General features: G+C 65.0%; 12 protein-coding genes. 3 read left to right on the top strand and 9 right to left on the bottom strand.

Going from position 1 to position 18,314, the window contains the following annotated elements:
* The first annotated feature begins 8 nt into the window (after window positions 1-8).
* Window positions 9-935: a Rossmann-fold NAD(P)-binding domain-containing protein gene (locus tag QF118_RS04000; protein ID WP_282301359.1), complete on the top strand. Its 927-nt coding sequence runs from the start codon at window positions 9-11 to the stop codon at window positions 933-935.
* Here the strand turns inward: QF118_RS04000 and QF118_RS03995 are convergent.
* The 6 genes from QF118_RS03995 to QF118_RS03970 form a co-directional block, all read right to left on the bottom strand.
* On the bottom strand, window positions 868-1,764 hold the full coding sequence (locus QF118_RS03995) for an endonuclease/exonuclease/phosphatase family protein (protein WP_282301358.1): 897 nt from the start codon (window positions 1,762-1,764) through the stop codon (window positions 868-870). The two genes, QF118_RS04000 and QF118_RS03995, sit on opposite strands and share 68 nt — an antisense overlap.
* Window positions 1,765-1,814: 50 nt before the next feature.
* Window positions 1,815-2,636 (bottom strand): hypothetical protein, encoded by an 822-nt coding sequence (locus tag QF118_RS03990; RefSeq protein WP_282302398.1) that lies wholly within the window; start codon window positions 2,634-2,636, stop codon window positions 1,815-1,817.
* Between the two features lie 382 nt (window positions 2,637-3,018).
* Window positions 3,019-3,624, bottom strand: coding sequence for a 3-isopropylmalate dehydratase small subunit (gene leuD / locus QF118_RS03985; protein WP_282301357.1), 606 nt, complete (start codon window positions 3,622-3,624; stop codon window positions 3,019-3,021).
* Window positions 3,625-3,650: 26 nt separating this feature from the next.
* Window positions 3,651-4,472: a glycosyltransferase family 32 protein gene (locus QF118_RS03980; RefSeq protein WP_282301356.1), complete on the bottom strand. Its 822-nt coding sequence runs from the start codon at window positions 4,470-4,472 to the stop codon at window positions 3,651-3,653.
* Window positions 4,469-5,872 carry a 3-isopropylmalate dehydratase large subunit gene (gene leuC, locus QF118_RS03975; protein WP_282301355.1) on the bottom strand — a complete coding sequence of 468 codons (1,404 nt, stop codon included), beginning with the start codon at window positions 5,870-5,872 and terminating at the stop codon, window positions 4,469-4,471. Before leuC ends, QF118_RS03980 begins: the two co-directional genes overlap by 4 nt.
* A 228-nt stretch (window positions 5,873-6,100) precedes the next feature.
* The gene (locus QF118_RS03970) at window positions 6,101-6,544 is read right to left on the bottom strand and encodes a hypothetical protein (protein ID WP_282301354.1); all 444 of its coding nucleotides are present in this window, start codon (window positions 6,542-6,544) and stop codon (window positions 6,101-6,103) included.
* Between the two features lie 333 nt (window positions 6,545-6,877).
* On the opposite strand from QF118_RS03970, the gene QF118_RS03965 reads away from it, so the two are divergent.
* Window positions 6,878-8,242: a mechanosensitive ion channel family protein gene (locus QF118_RS03965; protein ID WP_282301353.1), complete on the top strand. Its 1,365-nt coding sequence runs from the start codon at window positions 6,878-6,880 to the stop codon at window positions 8,240-8,242.
* 291 nt (window positions 8,243-8,533) lie between these two features.
* Here the strand turns inward: QF118_RS03965 and QF118_RS03960 are convergent, their stop codons facing one another.
* A complete protein-coding gene (locus tag QF118_RS03960; protein WP_282301352.1) occupies window positions 8,534-9,484 on the bottom strand; it encodes a PLP-dependent cysteine synthase family protein in 951 nt (316 codons plus the stop codon).
* Window positions 9,485-9,621: 137 nt separating this feature from the next.
* On the opposite strand from QF118_RS03960, the gene QF118_RS03955 reads away from it, so the two are divergent.
* Window positions 9,622-10,800 carry an acetyl-CoA C-acyltransferase family protein gene (locus tag QF118_RS03955; protein WP_282301351.1) on the top strand — a complete coding sequence of 393 codons (1,179 nt, stop codon included), beginning with the start codon at window positions 9,622-9,624 and terminating at the stop codon, window positions 10,798-10,800.
* A gap of 61 nt (window positions 10,801-10,861) precedes the next feature.
* Here the strand turns inward: QF118_RS03955 and pbpC are convergent, their stop codons facing one another.
* Window positions 10,862-12,877, bottom strand: coding sequence for a penicillin-binding protein 1C (gene pbpC, locus QF118_RS03950; protein ID WP_282301350.1), 2,016 nt, complete (start codon window positions 12,875-12,877; stop codon window positions 10,862-10,864).
* Window position 12,878: 1 nt separating this feature from the next.
* Window positions 12,879-18,311, bottom strand: a complete 5,433-nt coding sequence (locus tag QF118_RS03945) for an alpha-2-macroglobulin family protein (RefSeq protein ID WP_282301349.1) — start codon at window positions 18,309-18,311, stop codon at window positions 12,879-12,881.
* Window positions 18,312-18,314 lie beyond the last annotated feature (3 nt).

Here is an 18,314-nt window from a genome sequence, read left to right as displayed (position 1 = left end):
AGCCGGACATGACGGGAACAGTTTTGATTTTGGGGGCCAAGGGACGTTTTGGACGCAACGCGGCCGAGGCGTTCTGGAATGCCGGCTGGCGGGTGACCCTGTTTGACCGCGCCAGCGATGACCTGATGCAGGCCGCGCGCGGCATGGACGTGATCGTCAACGGCTGGAACCCCGCCTATCCGGACTGGCAAAGCCAGCTGCCGCAGTTGACCGCACAGGTCATCGCGGCGGCCAGGGCATCGGGGGCGACGGTGATCCTGCCCGGCAATGTCTATGTCTTTGGCAAGGACGCGCCGCAGGTCTTTGGCCCCGAAACGCCGCAACTGGCAAACAACCCGATGGGGCGGCTGCGGATCGAGATGGAGCAAAGCTATCGCGACGCCGACATCCCCACGATCCTGCTGCGCGCCGGAGATTTTCTGGACACCGAGACCTCGGGCAACTGGTTCGACAGGATCATGGCACCCCCGCTTAAACGTGGCAGGCTGAGCTATCCGGGGGCGCTGGACCGCCCGCACGCCTGGGCCTTTCTGCCCGACATGGCCCGCGCTGCCGTGCAACTGGCGGAAATGCGCGCCGCGCTGCCGCGCTTTGCCGATATCGCCTTTCCCGGCTATACGCTGACCGGTCAGGAACTCGCCGCGCTGTGCGGGCAGGCGCTGGGGCGCCCCATCCGCGCCCGAAAGATGGCCTGGATGCCGCTGCGGATTGCCGTCCCGTTCTGGCCCTTGGCGCGGCACCTGCTGGAAATGCGCTATCTTTGGAACAAACCGCACCGCATGGCGCGCGAGGGTTTTGACAAACTGCTGCCCGGGTTCAAGCCGACGCCGGAAGCCCGCGCCTTGTCCTGCGCCATTGCCCCGGTGATCAGCGGGGAAACGCCAGATCAACCCACACAAGGCGATGCGGCCCCGCGTCCTGTTCAGGCGGCGTGATACCGGCGCCCAGCACCTGCCAGTCGCGCGTCGGAAGGACATAGGTCACGCGCATCTCGCCTGGGCCGTCCCATTGAACCGTCGGACGGTCCGGCAGCGGGTCTTGTAGCTCCGGATGTGCCAGAACGCGCGCCGCCGCCTCGCGCAGCCCATCGCCGCGCTGCGGATCAAGGTTGAGATTGCCCAGCAGGATCGCCGGCCCCCCGGGTCTTTCGCCCAATCGGCCGTCCAGATGGTGCACCCACAACAAGACCTCGTCACGGTTGCGGCGGCCGTTGCGATCCTCGGGGCCGTCGAACACCGGAGGCGTCGCGCCGATGGTCATCACGCGGACAGCGCCCTGCGGCGTCTGGACAAAAACCGACCAATGGGCGCTGGTCGACAGGCGTTGCAACTCTGGCCCCGGATCGGCCTTGGCCATCAGGCTGTCCGGCACGTCGCGCCACAACAGCGTCGAAAGATCGACGTCCAGCGTCAGCGGCCAGCGCGACAGGATCGCCTGCCCGCCCTGCCCCGCGAAATAGCCAAAGCCCTGCGCATCCCTTGGCCCGCCCTTGCGCCCGTCGCCGTCCAGATCCAGCCCGGTGGTCATGCCGGTATTGGGACGCAGCGCAAAACGGTACGGCAGATCCAGCCCCCGCGCCGCGATCCTGTCTTGAAAGGCCTGCAAGGCGGCGTGCCCGGCGTCATAGTCGAAATCGGTCAACAGCAGGATTTCCGGCGCGGCGTTTGCGATGGTTTCGATCCCCGGCACGGGGTCATCCCTGAGAAGGTCGCGCAGCAACAGGCCCGGGCCCTTGCGGCTGAACTCTCCGGCATAGCTGGCCACGCGGATCGGATCAGCCGGGGCCGCGCAGGCAATCAGCAGGAACAGAAGGCTCAGGCAGCCGCGTGCAAATCCGCCTGCGCATAGGCGCGGCGGCGCTTTTCCTCGATCAGGTCGGCGATGCGCATCAAGGCAACGCCGCGCATGATCAGGCTTGCCGGCAGAAAGGCCCATGCGCTCATCGTCCAGATCAATGTTTGCGGGTCGGCCAGTGACAGTTTGTAGGCATAGGCCGAAGCGGCCTGCAAAACCGCCGGGATAATGAATGGCAGCAGAAACCCTAAGGCAACGTTAACGTGGCTGTCGCGCTTGAGGCGGCTCAGGATATCGCCCCCGGCCGTGGGGTCGAACAGCGGCAGGTTGACCCAGAAATTGAACGCGCCATGCCGGATGGGCCAGTTCAGAAGCCGCACGAAGACGACAAAGAACAACAGTGTCACCAGCGAAATCAGATAGGCCAGACCGGCGGTGGTCCGCAGCAGTTCAAGCCGGTCCAGCGACGTACCCTCGGGCGCAAGCAACACCATCAGCCGCACCGGAGAAAACGGGAAATCCATGGCGGCGCCGATCTGCCCGCCGATCACCGTCAGCAAACCGCTGATCGGCGTATGATAGACTTGGCCCCGGATGATCAGACAGATCAGCAGAATGGTCACGAACAGCGCCAGGAAGCGCATCCGGTTGTAAGGCGCCGCATCGCGGAATTCGATGAGGGAGGGGTAATCCGAAACGTATTCGACAAAGGTCAGGGTCGCCGCGACAAGCGACAAAAGCGCCACCATCTGGACGGCGTCTGCTGTCACACCCGGCAACATCATTGCTGGCATTGAAATCACCAATGCCACAAGAAACGCCCGTGCGCCCGCACTGACCATTCGTTTGATCACTGACCTGCCCCTTCAGTTCGGACGGGGTCGATGCGATGCCGCCCCCTTGTTCCTGACTGATATGACCGCCGATTGTGGCGGCTTGCCTCATTCTTGCCCAAGTTTTGCCCCTTTTCAGGCCACACGACAACATGCGCGAACCATGATCTACATATTTTGGACGATTTCGGGGTTTCAGTGGTGCGGGAATGCATCAATCCAGCGGCAAGACTGTGGCAAGCCTATGTAATTTAACTATATATTGGGATGCATTTGAAACGTGCCACAATTCGGGCACCTTGGGCGCAGAACAATTTCTTAACCTTTGACGGGAAACGCCGCCCGGGTGTCCGGACGGCGCAGCGGCATTTCAGTCAGGATTGGCCGGGGATCAGACCCAGGGACGGGCCTGTGCGGCCTTTTCTTCAAAGGCGTCGATCGCGGCGACCTTTTCCAAAGACAGGCCGATATCGTCCAGCCCGTTCATCAGGCAATGCTTCTTGAACGAATCGACCTCAAAGGCGAATTCCTCACCGTCCGAGGTGGTCACGACCTGGTTTTCCAGATCGACGGTCATGCGCGCGTTCGATCCCTTTTCGGCGTCCTTCATCAGGACATCGACGGCCTCTTGCGGCAGGACGATCGGCAGGATGCCGTTCTTGAAGCAGTTGTTGAAGAAGATGTCGGCAAAGCTGGTCGAGATGACCGACTTGATCCCGAAATCCTTCAGCGCCCAGGGCGCATGTTCACGCGACGAACCGCAGCCAAAGTTGTCGCCGGCCACCAGGATTTCCGCATCGCGGTACTGGGGCTGGTTCAGCACGAAATCGGGGATCTCGTTGCCCTGGCGGTCATAGCGCATTTCGTCGAACAGGTTCACACCCAGACCCGACCGCTTGATGGTCTTGAGAAAGACCTTGGGGATGATCATGTCGGTGTCGATGTTGACCAGCGGCATGGGGGCCGCGATCCCGGTGAGTTTTTCGAACTTTTCCATTTTGAGTTTCCTCGTGCTGATCGCCGTCACAGGGCGATTTCGAAGTCAATGTCCCGCGCGAAACGCGCGATAAAGCTGTCAGGGTCGGGCATGTGCCGTTCATGGTAGGGCCGGATCATCGAGGCATACAGATGAATGCCTTGGGTCTTTTCGGTCAGCCAGCCATCGACACCGCCCTTGGGGTTGAAAAAGGCGTCGGTAAACACCCCGCGCACCGGATAATAGACATCCGGCGACTTGAGATGCTTGAATTCGCCCTGATTGCGCATGGTATGCTTGAGCGCGCGCGGCCCGACAGAGGGGCGCGCCAGCCGAAAGGCCGCCAGCATCCGCTTGCCCGGGGGGGCCTTGGCCACCTTGGCCTGCTGCTGTTCGGTCAGCCAGTGCGGCACCCATTCGGGGTCCGCGAACCATTCAAGCAACAGGTTCAATGTGGGCGAGGTTCTGGGCAGCTTGAGCACCGCGCCGTTGACCGTGCCGCTTGGCTCGCGCCCGACATGATAGACGTCGGGCGACAAGGGGCGGTAACACAGCACATCGGCGTCGATCCAGACGCAGTCAGTCTTGCGCAGCAGGTGCAGCCGGAAGATATCCGACTGCATCGAGGCAGGGGCCCCTTCGTGACCGGCGGCCTTGGCATCCCAGATTTCCGCGGCGGGGCGGGTTTCCACCCCATCGGGAACCCTGGGCGCCGCGTCCATCTCTGAATAGTACAGAGTCACGCGGTGACCACGGTGAACGAAACTGGCCAGCGAAAGCTGGTGAAGCCAGTTCAGCTCACCGCCGATCCAAAGGGTGGCGACGTCCTGCAAGGCCGCGCCAGCCCCCTGCTGCGCAGGCGTTTTCACACCAGGTCCCGCACATCGGTCAGGTGACCGGTGATCGCCGCCGCAGCGGCCATCGCCGGCGACAACAGATGCGTGCGCCCCTTGTAGCCCTGACGCCCTTCAAAGTTGCGGTTCGAGGTCGATGCGCAACGCTCGCCCTCGGACAGCTGGTCGGGGTTCATGGCAAGGCACATGGAACACCCCGCAAGGCGCCATTCGAAACCGGCCTCCTTGAAGATGTCGGCCAGACCCTCTTCCTCGGCCTGCGCCCGTACCAGACCCGAGCCAGGCACGACCAAGGCGCGCATGCCTTCCTTGATCTTCTTGCCTTTCAGGATCTCGGCGGCGGCGCGCAGATCTTCGATCCGACCGTTGGTGCAGGACCCGATAAAGACCGTGTCGATCTGAATGTCGGTCAGTTTCTGACCCGGGGTCAGCCCCATGTATTCGATCGCGCGCTTTGCCGCCTCGACCTTGCCACCCTTGAAGCTTTCGGGGGCGGGCACCACGGCGGAAATCGGCAGCACGTCCTCGGGCGAGGTGCCCCAGGTCACGACCGGCTCGATCTCTTCGCCCTTCAGGGTCACGACCTTGTCCCAATGCGCGTCGTCATCGGAATACAGGGTCTTCCACCAGGCCAGCGCGGCCTCGAACTGGGCACCCTTGGGCGCGTGCGGGCGGCCCTTGACGTATTCAAAGGTCTTTTCGTCCGGCGCGATCAGGCCGGCGCGCGCGCCGCCTTCGATGGCCATGTTGCAGACGGTCATGCGGCCTTCCATCGACAGGTCGCGGATCGCTTCGCCGCAATATTCGATGACATAACCGGTGCCGCCTGCGGTGCCGGTTTCCCCGATCACGGCCAGCGTGATGTCCTTGGCGGTCACGCCCGGCTTGAGCTTGCCGGTGATCTCGACCTTCATGTTCTTGGACTTCTTCTGGATCAGCGTCTGGGTGGCCAGAACATGCTCGACCTCGGACGTGCCGATGCCATGCGCCAGCGCGCCGAATGCACCATGCGTGGCCGTATGCGAGTCGCCACAAACCACGGTCATGCCCGGCAGGGTCCAGCCCTGTTCGGGGCCGACGATGTGCACGATGCCCTGACGCACGTCAGAGACCGGGTAATAATGCACGCCGAAATCCTTGGCGTTCTTGTCCAGCGCCTCGACCTGGATGCGGGATTCTTCGTTGTCGATGCCCTTGGCACGGTCCAGCGTGGTCGGAACGTTGTGATCCGGCACGGCGATGGTCTTTTCCGGGGCGCGCACCTTGCGGCCCGCCATGCGCAGGCCTTCAAAGGCCTGGGGGCTGGTCACCTCGTGGACAAGGTGGCGGTCGATATACAGAAGGCAGGTGCCGTCGGCGTCTTCCTGGACGACGTGGGCATCCCAGATTTTGTCATAGAGCGTTTTGGGGGACATGGGTCCTCTCCCGTTCGTTATGTAAGGGGTCTGTGAAGGAGGTCTATCAAGACAGGGCGCGCCAACAGGCGCGGCGCCTCATAGGCGCGCAAGAACGGTGTGCGTTGCACCGTAGAACCGTTCGCGCAGGCGGGCGCGGTCGCCGACATTGAAAATTTTTGCCATGACAGGCGAGATACGCGCTTTGCCCGAGTCTATCAAGAGTTGGCTTTGCCGCGCATATCCCTGTCAGGCAATCAACCAGTCGCTGCGTCCCGTTATGTCGGCATAGTTGTCCGAAGAGCCCAGCCAATCCAGCGCTTCGTCGGGATCGACGAACAGGCACACGTCCAGAAATTCTGCTGACTGAGCGAAGGCTTCGTACATGCGTGCGATACCGTAGGCGGTACTGCCTTCGGGGGCATAGAGCGCGATCCGGGCGCTTCGCTTCAGTTCCGCACGCTCGTACTGTTGAGAGGTGGCCATTGTCATGATGTCGCCGCCGCGAATATCTGCGTCAGTCATGAGCGACAAATCGACAAAGGCGGTATTGCGCCGGTCCGAAGGAACCGAATGCCGCAGCGCAAGCCGTTCGATGAACCCGTCACCCATCTGGAACAGCCCGACAACCCGAACAACGAAAATTCCATCGTTCAGAAACAGATAGCGCAGTCTTTTCCGGCTTTCCAACATCTGACGGCTGTCCCTTCGACGCTTAAGCTGCAGAACAATAGCGCAATCCTTTGCGCAGACCACAGCGTTTCATCAAACACCGGCAAAGATGTCGCATTGAAGCGACGCGCTTGCGCACTTTTTATAGACGGTCTTTAACGAGGATCTCCCCGACGATGCGTAGCCCGCTGAACTTTGTGACCGTACTGATGATCGCCGTCCTTGGGGTGGCGGCCCTGACCGTGCAGGCCGACCAGGGGCCCTCGGTGACGGCCCCTGTCGTCACGCTGCACTAAAGCCCGCCCTTGCCTGCGCGCCATTGCGGTGCCAGTCTGATCCCGACAAGGGGCGCGCATGAATCCTGACACTACTCCACTGCAAGAGGCCCTCGCCCCGATCAGCACCGAGGTTAACGGCCTGCTGACCCAGGCCCAGGCCCTGCTGACCAACCTGTTGCGACCCTGGGCCGGGTATCAGCTGCTGATCGCGCTGGCGGTTTTCGTCTGCGTTCACCTGCTGGCGGCCGCCCTGCGCCCCAGGCTGAACGACTGGCTGCGCACGCGCGAAGGCTGGCCCAAGTGGAAACTGCGCATCGGCCTGATCGTCCATCGCCGGTTGCGCATGATCTTCTTTGTCATCGTGATCTGGATCGTCGTGCTGGTCATGCGCGAAGTGACCTGGCCGTCACGGTCCTATATCCTTGGCATCATTGCCAATCTTGCCACCGCCTGGCTTTTCATCGTCTTTGCCACCCGGCTGATCATCAATCCGCTGCTGCGCAACCTTGCCCGCTATGGCGCCTGGACCTGGGTGACCCTGTCGATCCTGGGCATCACGGACGAAACTCAGGCGGTGCTGGAGTCCATCGCGCTGACGATCGGCGAAACGCGTCTTTCGCTATGGCTGGTGGTCAAGGCGTTCGTGCTTTTGGCGCTGCTGATTGCCATTGCCCGGTTTGCCGCCAGCACCAGCGCATCGGGCATTCGCAACAACAAGGACATCAGCCCCTCGATGCAGGTGCTGGCGATCAAGTTCCTTCAGGTGGTTCTGTACGGCAGCGCCTTTTTCATGGGACTCAAGCTGGTCGGCTTTGACCTGACCGGTCTTGCCGTGCTGTCGGGCGCTATCGGTGTCGGCCTGGGTTTCGGGTTGCAAAAGGTCGTGTCGAACCTGGTGTCCGGCATCATCATCCTGCTCGACAAGTCGATCAAGCCCGGCGATGTCATCAGCCTGGGTGAAACCTTTGGCTGGATCCAAAGCCTGGGCGCCCGCTATGTCAGCGTCGTCACCCGTGACGGCAAGGAATACCTGATCCCGAACGAAGACCTGATCACCGGGCAGGTGGTCAACTGGTCCCATACCAACGATTTCGTGCGGCTGGATATCTACTTTGGCACCGCCTATTCGGACGACCCCCACCTGGTGCGCAAGATCGCGGTCGAGGCCGCGAAGGGCGTTGAACGCGTTCTCAGCTTCAAGCCGCCGGTCTGCCATATCGTCGGCTTTGGCGACAGCAGCGTGGACTATATCCTGCGCTTCTGGATCACCGATCCGACAGGCGGGCTGACCAACATTCGCGGCAATGTCTACCTGGCGCTTTGGGATGCGTTCAAGGAAAACGACATCTCGATCCCCTTCCCCCAGCGCGAAGTGAAGATCCTGGAAAACAACGGTTTTACCAATCCACAGGAAAAATCTTTGGACGCCCCGGACATTTAAAGGTTTGGTAAGGGTCCATGGGCAATTTGAGCCCATGTCTTACTCCGATGATAAATGGCACGACCTGGCCCGGCGGCGATACGCCGATGGGCCGGGTCCGCATGTCCCCGCCAGGGGCGAACGCCCCGCCGATCTCTCACTTGGCGCGGCGATCAGATCACTTGTTGCCCGCTGGAGCCGGCCCAAGGTCAAACTTGCGCCGCCCCAGGATGCCAGCGGCCGCCGCCTGCGCTGATCCTGCCCTGGGCAGGCGGCGGCCCCAGCACACCATGCGCACAGTCTGCCGGCCGATCACGCCCAAAGGTCGGTAGACAGGTATTTCAGGCCGCTGTCACAGATGACGATGGCGATGCAGCCTCCCCGCTCGGGACCCTTTAGCAGTCGGGCGGCGGCGCAAAGGTTCGCGCCCGCGGAATAACCGCCAAAAATCCCTTCGTGCTGCGCCAACAGCCGGGCATGGTCGCGTGCTTCCTTGCCGCTGACGGCCAGGTGGCCCGCCATTGGCACGCCGCGCAGATGCGCAAGATCGCCCATCAGATAGCCGCCGCCCTGGATCGGGTGATCCGGAGTGTCGACGGCCCCGCCCGCGATCGCCTGCGCGCCTTCTGGCTCGACCGCATAGCTGCGCACCCCCTGCCCCGCAAAGAACCGCGCGGCCCCGCCAAGTGTCCCGCCCGAGCCTGCGAAATCGCAAAACGCCGTCACAGCCCCGCCGGACTGCCGCCAGATTTCCGGGGCCGTGCCGGTTTCATGGGCCGCCGGGTTGCCCGGATGGGCAAACTGATCGGCCCGAAAGGCCCCGCGCTCTGCCGTGATCTGCTGCGCTTGCGCCTCGACCAAGGCAAGGTCAGCGCCTGAAACCTGGCCGGGGCGCCCGCCGCTGGCCTGCGGAACAAGGACCACCTCGGCCCCCAGCGCGCGCATCATTCGCGCCCGCTCGACCGAGTTTCCCGCGCTCATCACCGCAACGAAAGGATGTCCCAGCACGCCGCAGACAATCGCCAGGCCGGTGCCCATGTTGCCCGACGTCAGTTCGACCACGACCTGCCCAGGCATCAGCGTGCCATCCGCGCGCGCCGCTTCGATGATCGCCTTGGCGGCCCGGTCCTTTTTCGAAAAGCCCGGCAACAGATAATCCAGCTTGGCCAGGATGCGACCCTCAAGCCCCAGCTGCGCGGTCAACCGTGACAGGTCGACCAGAGGCGTGTCGCCGATGGCGTCGATGACTGAGGGCAGGATCATTGCGGGCTCTCGATGGCTTTGCCGCAGGCTGAAGTGCGGCGACAGGCCTGTCAAGCAAGGCGCTGTGACGAAACGTTGCGGCTGACAACTGGCCCGAAGGCCCGCATAGTTCCCCCAACCAACTGCAGGAGCGGAAGATGAGCGACGATATTGTTATCCTTGGCGGTGCACGCACGGCCATCGGCACCTTTGGCGGATCGCTGGCGGGCACGCCGCCCAGCGATCTGGGCGCAGCGGCGGCCAAGGCCGCGCTGGAACGCTCGGGCGTCGAGGGCGCCCAGATCGGCCACGTCGTTTTCGGCAATGTCATCAACACCGAACCCAAGGACATGTACCTGTCCCGCGTTGCCGCGATGAAGGCCGGAGTGCCGGACAGCGTGCCTGCGATGAACGTCAACCGGTTGTGTGGATCGGGCGCGCAGGCCATCGTTTCGGGCGCGCAATCGCTGATGCTGGGGGATGCCGAATTTGCACTGGTCGGCGGCGCTGAAAACATGTCGCGGTCGCCCTATATCGTTCCGGACCAGCGCTGGGGCGCCAAGATGGGCGATATCCGCACGCTCGACATGATGCTGGGCACACTGAACTGCCCCTTTGGCAGCGGTCACATGGGGGTGACGGCGGAAAACGTTTCGGGCGAACATGATATCAGCCGCGCCGCGCAGGATGCCTTTGCCCTAGAAAGCCAGACGCGCGCCGCCAAGGCCATCGCCGAAGGCCGCTTTGCCGACCAGATCACCCCGGTCGAGGTTCGCGTCAAACGCGACATGGTGCTTTTTGCGCAGGACGAACACCCCAAGGCCACGACGCTCGAGGCGCTGGCAGGCCTGCGCCCGGCCTTCAAAAAGGACGGCAGCGTGACGGCGGGCAACGCATCGGGCATCAACGACGGCGCGGCCGCGCTGGTTCTGGCAACGGCAGGGGCTGCGGCCAAGGCCGGTCTGACCCCGCGCGCGCGGATCATCGGCTATGCCCATGCCGGTGTGCGCCCCGAGGTCATGGGCATCGGCCCGGTCCCCGCCTGCCGCGCCCTGTTCGCCCGCACCGGCCTTGGCCCCGATGATTTCGACGTGATCGAAAGCAACGAAGCCTTTGCCGCGCAGGCGCTGGCAGTGAACAAGGAACTGGGGCTTGATCCGGCCAAGGTGAACCCGAACGGCGGCGCAATCGCGCTGGGTCATCCGGTCGGCGCCACCGGCGCCATCATCACCATCAAGGCGCTGTATGAACTGGAACGCATCGGCGGCAAACGCGCACTGATCACCATGTGCATCGGCGGCGGACAGGGCATCGCTCTGGCCATCGAACGCCTCTAATCAGCTTTGGCCACAACTTGCCGCGATCAAACCACGGGTCGCGGCAAGACCACTGCCCGTCTCAGCGCAGCTCGATCAGCACGCGGCCCGATTGGCCCCGTGCGTCGATCACCGACAAAACCGTATAGCCCAAGCCCGACACCGGGGCCGTGAACTCGGCCCCGCGCAGGTTGCTTGCCACCACAGCCCCATCCGCCAACAGCGTGTAGGGCGGGGTTCCCCCCCGCAGCTTGACCGGGATGACGCTGCCCGCCGCCAGTTGCGCACCCTGCGGTGGAAAGGTCAGTTGCAGATCGGGCGCCGCCTCGCGCGGGCCAAAGCGTTGCAGGTTCCCCGGCAGCCCGGCGCGACCAACCAGCAAGGTTTCTGGCGGCGGCGGAGGCAAGGGGGTCACACGTGGATCGGCGCGGCCAAGAACCTCGAACAGCATCGGCGCGGCAAGATCGCCGCCAAAGGCCCCGGGAACCGGCGTGCCATCAGGCCGACCCAGCCAGACCCCCGCCACATAGCGGCCGTTCCAGCCCAACGCCCAGGCATCGCGGTGCCCGTATGACGTACCCGTCTTGTAGGCCACCCGCCCCGGCGGTCCGGCCTGCGGCGGTGGCGCCAGTCCCGCCAGAATGTGCCCGACCTGCCAGGCCGAGGCGCGCGTCATGACCGGCCCCAGCGGCGCGGGGGCATCGCCCTTTTCCCAGATCAGCGCCTTGCCCTGACCACCGCGCGCCAAGGCGCCGTATAGCTGCACCATTTCTTCCAGCGTCACCCCGACACCGCCCAGCGACAGCGCCAGTCCCGGTGCACCGCCCTGCAGGCCCGGGTTGACCCCGGCACGCCTGAGCGCCGTCATCAGGTGCGCGGGCCCCAGCGCCTCGGTCAGGCGGATCACCGGGATGTTCAGCGACAGTTGCAGCGCGCGCCGCACCGGCAATTCCCCCCGGAAAATCCCGTCAAAGTTCTGCGGCGCATAGGTGCCGAACTGCACCGGCGTATCCAGGATCAGCGTTTCGGGATGCGCCAGACCACGATCAAACGCCAACCCGTAAACCAGCGGTTTCAACGTCGACCCGGGCGACCGTTGTGCCCGCGTCATGTCGACAAAGCCCTGCCCAACCGCCGCCGTGTACAAGGGCGATCCGACCGAAGCGAGGATTTCACCGCTTTCGATACCCGCCACGACCACGGCCATCGACAGGCGCGGATCGCGGCCCGCCATATAGGTGCGGGTCAGGTCCTCGATCGCGGTTTGCAGCGCGCGATCCAGCGTCAGGTCATGCCGCCCCGGCCCGCGCGCAATTGCGCGATCCGCCATATGCGGGGCAATCTGCGGCATCGCGTGCCGCCCCAAGGGGGCCGGGTCTGTCTGCCCTGCGCGGGCGTCTTCGGTGCCGATCACCCGGGCCTGCGCCATCCGGTCGAGCACCCGGTCGCGGGCCATGCGGGCGGCGGCAGCATTTCGGTCGGGGCGACGGCTTTCGGGGGCTTGCGGCAGGGCGACCAGCAGCGCCGCCTCGGCCGGGGTCAGACGCCCCGGTTCCTTGCCCAGCCAGACCAGGGATGCTGCGCGCAATCCTTCGACGTTGCCACCATAAGGGGCCAGTTGCAGGTACAGGTCCAGGATCTGCGCCTTGCTCAGCCGCCGTTCCAGCGCCAGCGCCAGCCGCACCTGCCGCAGCTTGCCCTGCCATTGGCCGGTGGTCCCGTCCTCGAGCAGGCGCGCGACCTGCATCGTCAGGGTCGAGGCCCCCGACACGATGCGGCCATGGCGCACAGCCTGCCAGGCCGCGCGCAGGGTCGCCTGTGGATCGACCCCCTTGTGCTGGTAAAACCGCTTGTCCTCGTAAGCGACCAGCATCTTGTAGAACAACGGGTCGACCTGATCGGCGGACAGGGCCATGCGCCACAGCCCGTCCTCGATGTGATAGGCGCGCAGCAAATGCCCGTTGCGATCACGCACCTCGGGGCTGGTGGCATGCACCATCACCGGCAGTTCCGTGGCATCGACGTAGCGTTCCAGCCCGTCGCGCATCGCGGCGACGGACCAGAGCATCACGACAAGGGCGACAAGGGCGCGGGTCATGTCACGGCAGGATCGTCACCGTCCCCGAGGCCGTCGTGGCGCGATAGTCGGGGCGGTACATATCCTCGACCAGGGCCGCGGGATGGTGGAACGTGCCGGGCGATACCGCCCGCAGGATATAGGCCAGCCGCACCGGGTCCCTGCCCGAATGCGTAACGGCGGCCAGGAACCGATCACTGCGGAACTCGGCATGATCGGCCTCGGACGGCTCCAGCCAGTCCAGCGCCCGCAGATCGCCGGCGCGCAGCAGGTTGGGGTTGTCGATCTCGAACCCCGCCGGCAGGGCATCGTCGATCATCAGGCGCGCGCGCGTGTCGTCCGAGGGGCGCACGGTCAGCACCGCGACCAGCCGGTCGCCCGCGCGGACCTGATCCCCCGGCGCTTCGCCCTCCATGGTGAAATATTCGCGCGTGATGGCATAGCCATAGCCCGTCGCCTCGCTTGCCCCCTGAGGAACGCCCAAGGTGGTCAGGGTGACATCGGTTGGCAGGCTGGCGGTGTTGCGGATCGTCATTGGTTGCAGCGTTTCACCATCGAGTTTGCGCACAAAGGGCCCGACCTGCGGCACCCCGTCCACCTCCAGCCCCGAAACCGTCGGGTCCTGCACCATGGCGTGGGCCGCCAACAGCGCCCAGGCCTGTTCCTGCGTCGACAAGGGCCGGGTGACAGAGGCGATCCGCGCCGTCAAAGCATCCAGATCCAGCGCGGTCGAGCGCGCCTCGACCGCAAGGGACAAAACCCCGGCGGCATCGCGGAAATCGCTGCCGTAATCGGCGCGGTACACCCGTTCGTCAGCCTGAGCCTGACCTGCGATGCGGGCGGCGGCCTTGGCGAACATCGCATCGGCGCGCGGCTGATCGCCATAGGCGGCCAGGGCCGCGCCCAGTTGGGCCTGCGCCAGCGGCGTGGAAAAGGCGTCGGCCTTTTCATCCGCATAGTACCGCAGGTCACCCATGGCGGCCCGACCTTCGCGGGCCAGCACCATCAGGGCATAGGCGATATCCTCGCCTCCCTCGTCGAAATCGGGCGCATAGGCGATGCGGTTCTTGAGGTTGTCCAGCGCGTTGCGCATGGCCAGATCAGGCACCGATCGGCCCGCAACCTGCGCCCGGCTGAGAAAGTCGGTGACATAGGCATCCAGCCAGAAATCCCCGGCTTCGGCGCGCCACAGCCCAAAGGCCCCGTTGGACGCCTGCCGGGTCAATACCTTTGTAATCGACTGGTCGATGCGCAGGGCGATCTGCTGCGCATCGCCGATGCCCAAAGGTTCGGCAATCGAACTGAGGTACAGCAGCGGCATGGCCTGCGATGTCACCTGTTCGGTGCAGCCATAGGGATAACGGTCCAGTTGCTCCAGCAGCCCCGGCGCATCGAACCGCGCCAATGGCCCGGCAGACACCAGGGCGGAACTGCCCTCGGGGCGCAGACCTGCAAACACCTCGCGGTCCAGCGCAAAGGATTGCCCCGAAGCCAGCGACAGCCGCCGCGTCGCGCCAATCGGCGGATCGTTGGCGCGCACCCCCAGCGTCAGCGTCTTGGTCAGGCGCTGGCCATCCGGGGTGGTCAGGGCGATGGCGATGGTGTGATCGCCGGTCTGATCTGCGGTCACCGGAATGGTCAAGGCCAGCTTGCCCTGATCCGCCAGCGCAACGCTGGCCGGAATGGCGGCGGCGTCCAGCGCCACACCGGTTGCCGTGACCGACAGCGGCATATCACCCGCCGCGCCCTTGGCATGGGTCAGCTCCACCAAAAGGCGCGAGGCATCGCCCGGCGCAAGAAAGCGGGGCAGCGAGGCGCTGATAACCACCGGATCGCGCACCAGAACATCGGCCTCGGCCTGTCCGACGCCCTTGTCAGACCAGGCCACGGCCATCAGCCGCACGGTGCCGTTGAAATCCGGGATATCAAACGACACCTCGGCGCGGCCCAGCGCGTCCACCGTCACCGGCCCCTGGAAAAAGGCGACCAAGGCTTCGGTCGGGGGTGGGCTTTGCATCCGCATCGAGGCCGAGCCATCGCCGCCCGAACGCACCTGCCCCATCGCCCCGTTCATGCCGTCGATCAACCGACCATAGATATCGCGCAATTCAACGCCCAGACGGCGCTGGCCAAAGTAATGGGCCGCCGGGTCGGGGCTGGCAAAGGCGGTCAGGTTCAGGATGCCCAGATCGACCGCGGCAACCGTGACATGCGCCGCCTCGCCCGCCGACAATCCGTCAATCTGAACGGCGGCGGTCAACGCGCTGCGCGGTGCGGCCTCGGTCGGGGCGTCAAAGCTGACGGTCAGCTTGCGATCCTGCGGATCGACCGCCGCATGGGCCAGACCCAGGGCGCGCGCCGGGTTGTGGCCTGCGGCCACATCCATCGGCCGGATCACCTGCGCCGTGACATAGACCCCCGCGCCCCACTCTTCGGTGACAGGCAATTGCAGCAGGTTTTCGCCCTCGGACACCTCGATGGCCTGCATCGAGATCACGCGGTCGGCCAGAACCGTGACCAGTGCCTTGCCCGCGTAGCGCGGCACCATGCGCAATTGGGCCACCTCGCCCGGCGCGTATTGGCGTTTGTCCAGCGACAACTCCAGCATATCCGGGGTGTCGGCGGCGTTGGCAGGCGCGTACCAGCCCGCGCTGAACGCCATCGACGCCGCGACATAGCCGCCGTCGGTGCGTTCCACGACCACCTCGTATTCGCCCCATTCCACATCGGCGGTGATCGCCATGGGATCGGCGCCCAGCGTCCCGGTGCCGCGCGCCACGGTGGTCCGTGTCGTCACCGGTTCCCAGTTCCAGTTGCCGTACAGCTGATACCACTGATAGCGCGTGTTCACGCGGTTGACCTGCCATGTGACCTGCATCGGTTGCGGTGTCAGGTCGGGGCCCAGCGCGATCACGTCGAACCGCGCCTCGGCCCCTTCGGGCAGGGTGTCGTCAAAGGCCGGGCGAATGCCGATCATCGGCGTCGGCGGCGCGACAGGCCGGGTGATGCTGCGTTCGACCGGACGGCCCGACCCTTCGGCGATGCGCAGGGTCACGCGGGCCTCCATCGGGCGACCCTCTGGATCCATATCCGGGAAAGGCAGGGTCAGGTCGGCCAGACCAGCGGGATCGGTGAACAGATCCGCGGCAAAGCTTTCGGTGCGCACGGCAATGCCCTGATCGTGGCGGCCAAAGCGGTAGCGCGGAAAGGCCTCCAGCCCGGATTGCGCGCGCAGCGTCAGTTCGCCCTCGATAGGCAGATCGCCTCCGGGCGCGCCAAACAGGTAGCGCGCATTGACCGTCAATTGCGGCGCGTCCAGCGGGTTGATCACGCCTTCGGGCAGGGTCAGGTCGAAATCAATGCGTTCGGGCACGAAATCCTCGACCAGCAGGGTTTGCGAGGCCAGGGCAGGTGCGTCCGGGTCGGCAAACATCTCAAGCCGCCAGGTCCCGCGCGGAACCGACCCCGCCAGCGGCAGGGCAAAAACATGCCCGCCGTCCAGACCGCCCGCCGACACGTGGCGCGAATACTCAACCCCGTCAGGGCGGGTCAGCACCGCCGTCACCGGCAGATCGCCCAGCGCCTTGGCCTGTGCATCGCGGGTCAGGGTGGTGACATGGATCACCTCGCCCGCGCGATAGGCCCCGCGGTCGGTGGTCAGAAAGGTATCAATCGGGCCAGAGGGCGCGCGCCCCTCGACGCCGCGATCGGACAGGTCAAATGCCGGGTCGGTCAGCGACAAGAACGCGATATCCTCGTCGCCCCGCTTGGCCACCACCAGCGCAGGCTGCGCGCCGCCAGCGCCGCGCAGCAGCCCGACGTCGAACCGCGCCACGCCCTGCGCATCGGTCTGCACCGTCTCCAGCACCCGGTTGGACCCGGACAGCAAGGCCACCTCAAGTCCCGTCATCGGCTGCGCATCGCTCAGGGCGCGGGCAAAGACGGTCAGCCCGTCGTTACCCTGCATCGTCGTCAGGCCAATATCGGACAGGATGAACCACTGCGTCGCACGCCCATCGTCATAGGGGTCGCTGCCCGGCGCCGAGGCCGTCAGCGCATAGATCCCCGCAGGCAGATCGCCCACCACACTGCCCAGCGGCAGGCGGGTCAGCACATCGGCGTTCAGGCGGTTTTCAACCTCGCCCGTGCCGGTCCAGATCTCTTCGGCGATATCGGCGCCAAAGTACTGTTCCTCATAGGCGTTCAGCGGCTGGCCGAAATAGTTGTCCTGAAGCGCGCGCAGCAGGTTGCGGTCGGACACGCGGCGCAGCGTCAGGGCGACCTGTGACAGGTTCACCGTTTCAATCGGCAGGCCCGCGTCGGCGCTGCGCGGCAGAACATACGCCCGACCCGGAAAGCCCACAGCCGGGCTGCGGTCGCGGACATAGGCGGTGATCTCGACATCGCGGACCAGTTCCTCGCCGCTCGCGGCGGGCAGGCCAGAGCGGAAGGTCACGGTATAGCGGCCGCCGTGTTCGACACCGCTGATGCAGATGCGCTGATCATCGGCTTCGATCGAAAGGCGCGGGTCGGGCAGTCGGACATAGGGGGCATAATCCTGCCCGGCACGGATCAACGGTTCGGAAAACTGCGCGCAGATGCGCGGCGTGGCGCTGTCGGCCTCGACCTGATGTTCCTGCACGCGGAAACCGTATTTGCCGACGGCATCGTCCAGCAGGCGGGTCACCTTGGGGTCGTCTGTCAGGCTTTCGGCCAGACGCAGCGGCGCAATCATGTCGCGCCCGCGCCCGGTCTTTTCCAATGCCTTCGCCATAGTGGTTAGCGCCAGCGCGCGGGGGGCGTCCCCGGCGCTGCGCAGATAGGCGTTGATCGAGGCAAGCAAGGCGCGATTTCGGTACATGCGCTGATCGCTGCCGCTCAGCGTTTCGGCGACTTCGGCGGACCAGTCGGCGTATTGCATCCACAGCGCCGGGTCATCAGTCTGGGCCAGCGCCGCGCCGGTCCAGTGGATGGCGTCGCGCAGATTGCCGGTAGACCGCGACTTGGTCGCGGCGTCCAGCAGCGCCTCGGGGGTCCATTGGCCGCCGCCGTGGCGAATGCCCAGGTTCCCCGCCTCGTTCCGGGCCTGTTCCAGGTCCGAATCGCGCAGAAAGGCCAGGTCGGGTTTGCGCTGTGCCGCCAGGTCCAGCTGGGCGCGGCCGACTTCGATCACCTGCGCGGAAATCGCGCCTTCATAGGGCTGGCGGTCGGTGATGTCGGTTTTCGGAAAACAGGCGTTTGACCGTTTGTTGAAGGTAAAAGCCTTGCAGGCAGAATTGGACAGGCACTGCGCCTCGCAGGCATCCAGCGTGGTGTCGAAAAGCGCCTGAAGGTCCGCGCCGTAGAAATCCACATCCCGCGTCACGATCAGCCGCCGGTCTGGGATCGCCTCTTGGGCAAGGGCGGCGGACGGGCTGACAAAACCCAGGACGAGGGCCAGAATAAGACGGCGCATGAT

The sequence above is a fragment of the Tropicibacter oceani genome, assembly GCF_029958925.1.
GTDB lineage: Bacteria > Pseudomonadota > Alphaproteobacteria > Rhodobacterales > Rhodobacteraceae > Pacificoceanicola > Pacificoceanicola oceani.
This window is presented reverse-complemented; position numbering and strand designations above follow the sequence as displayed.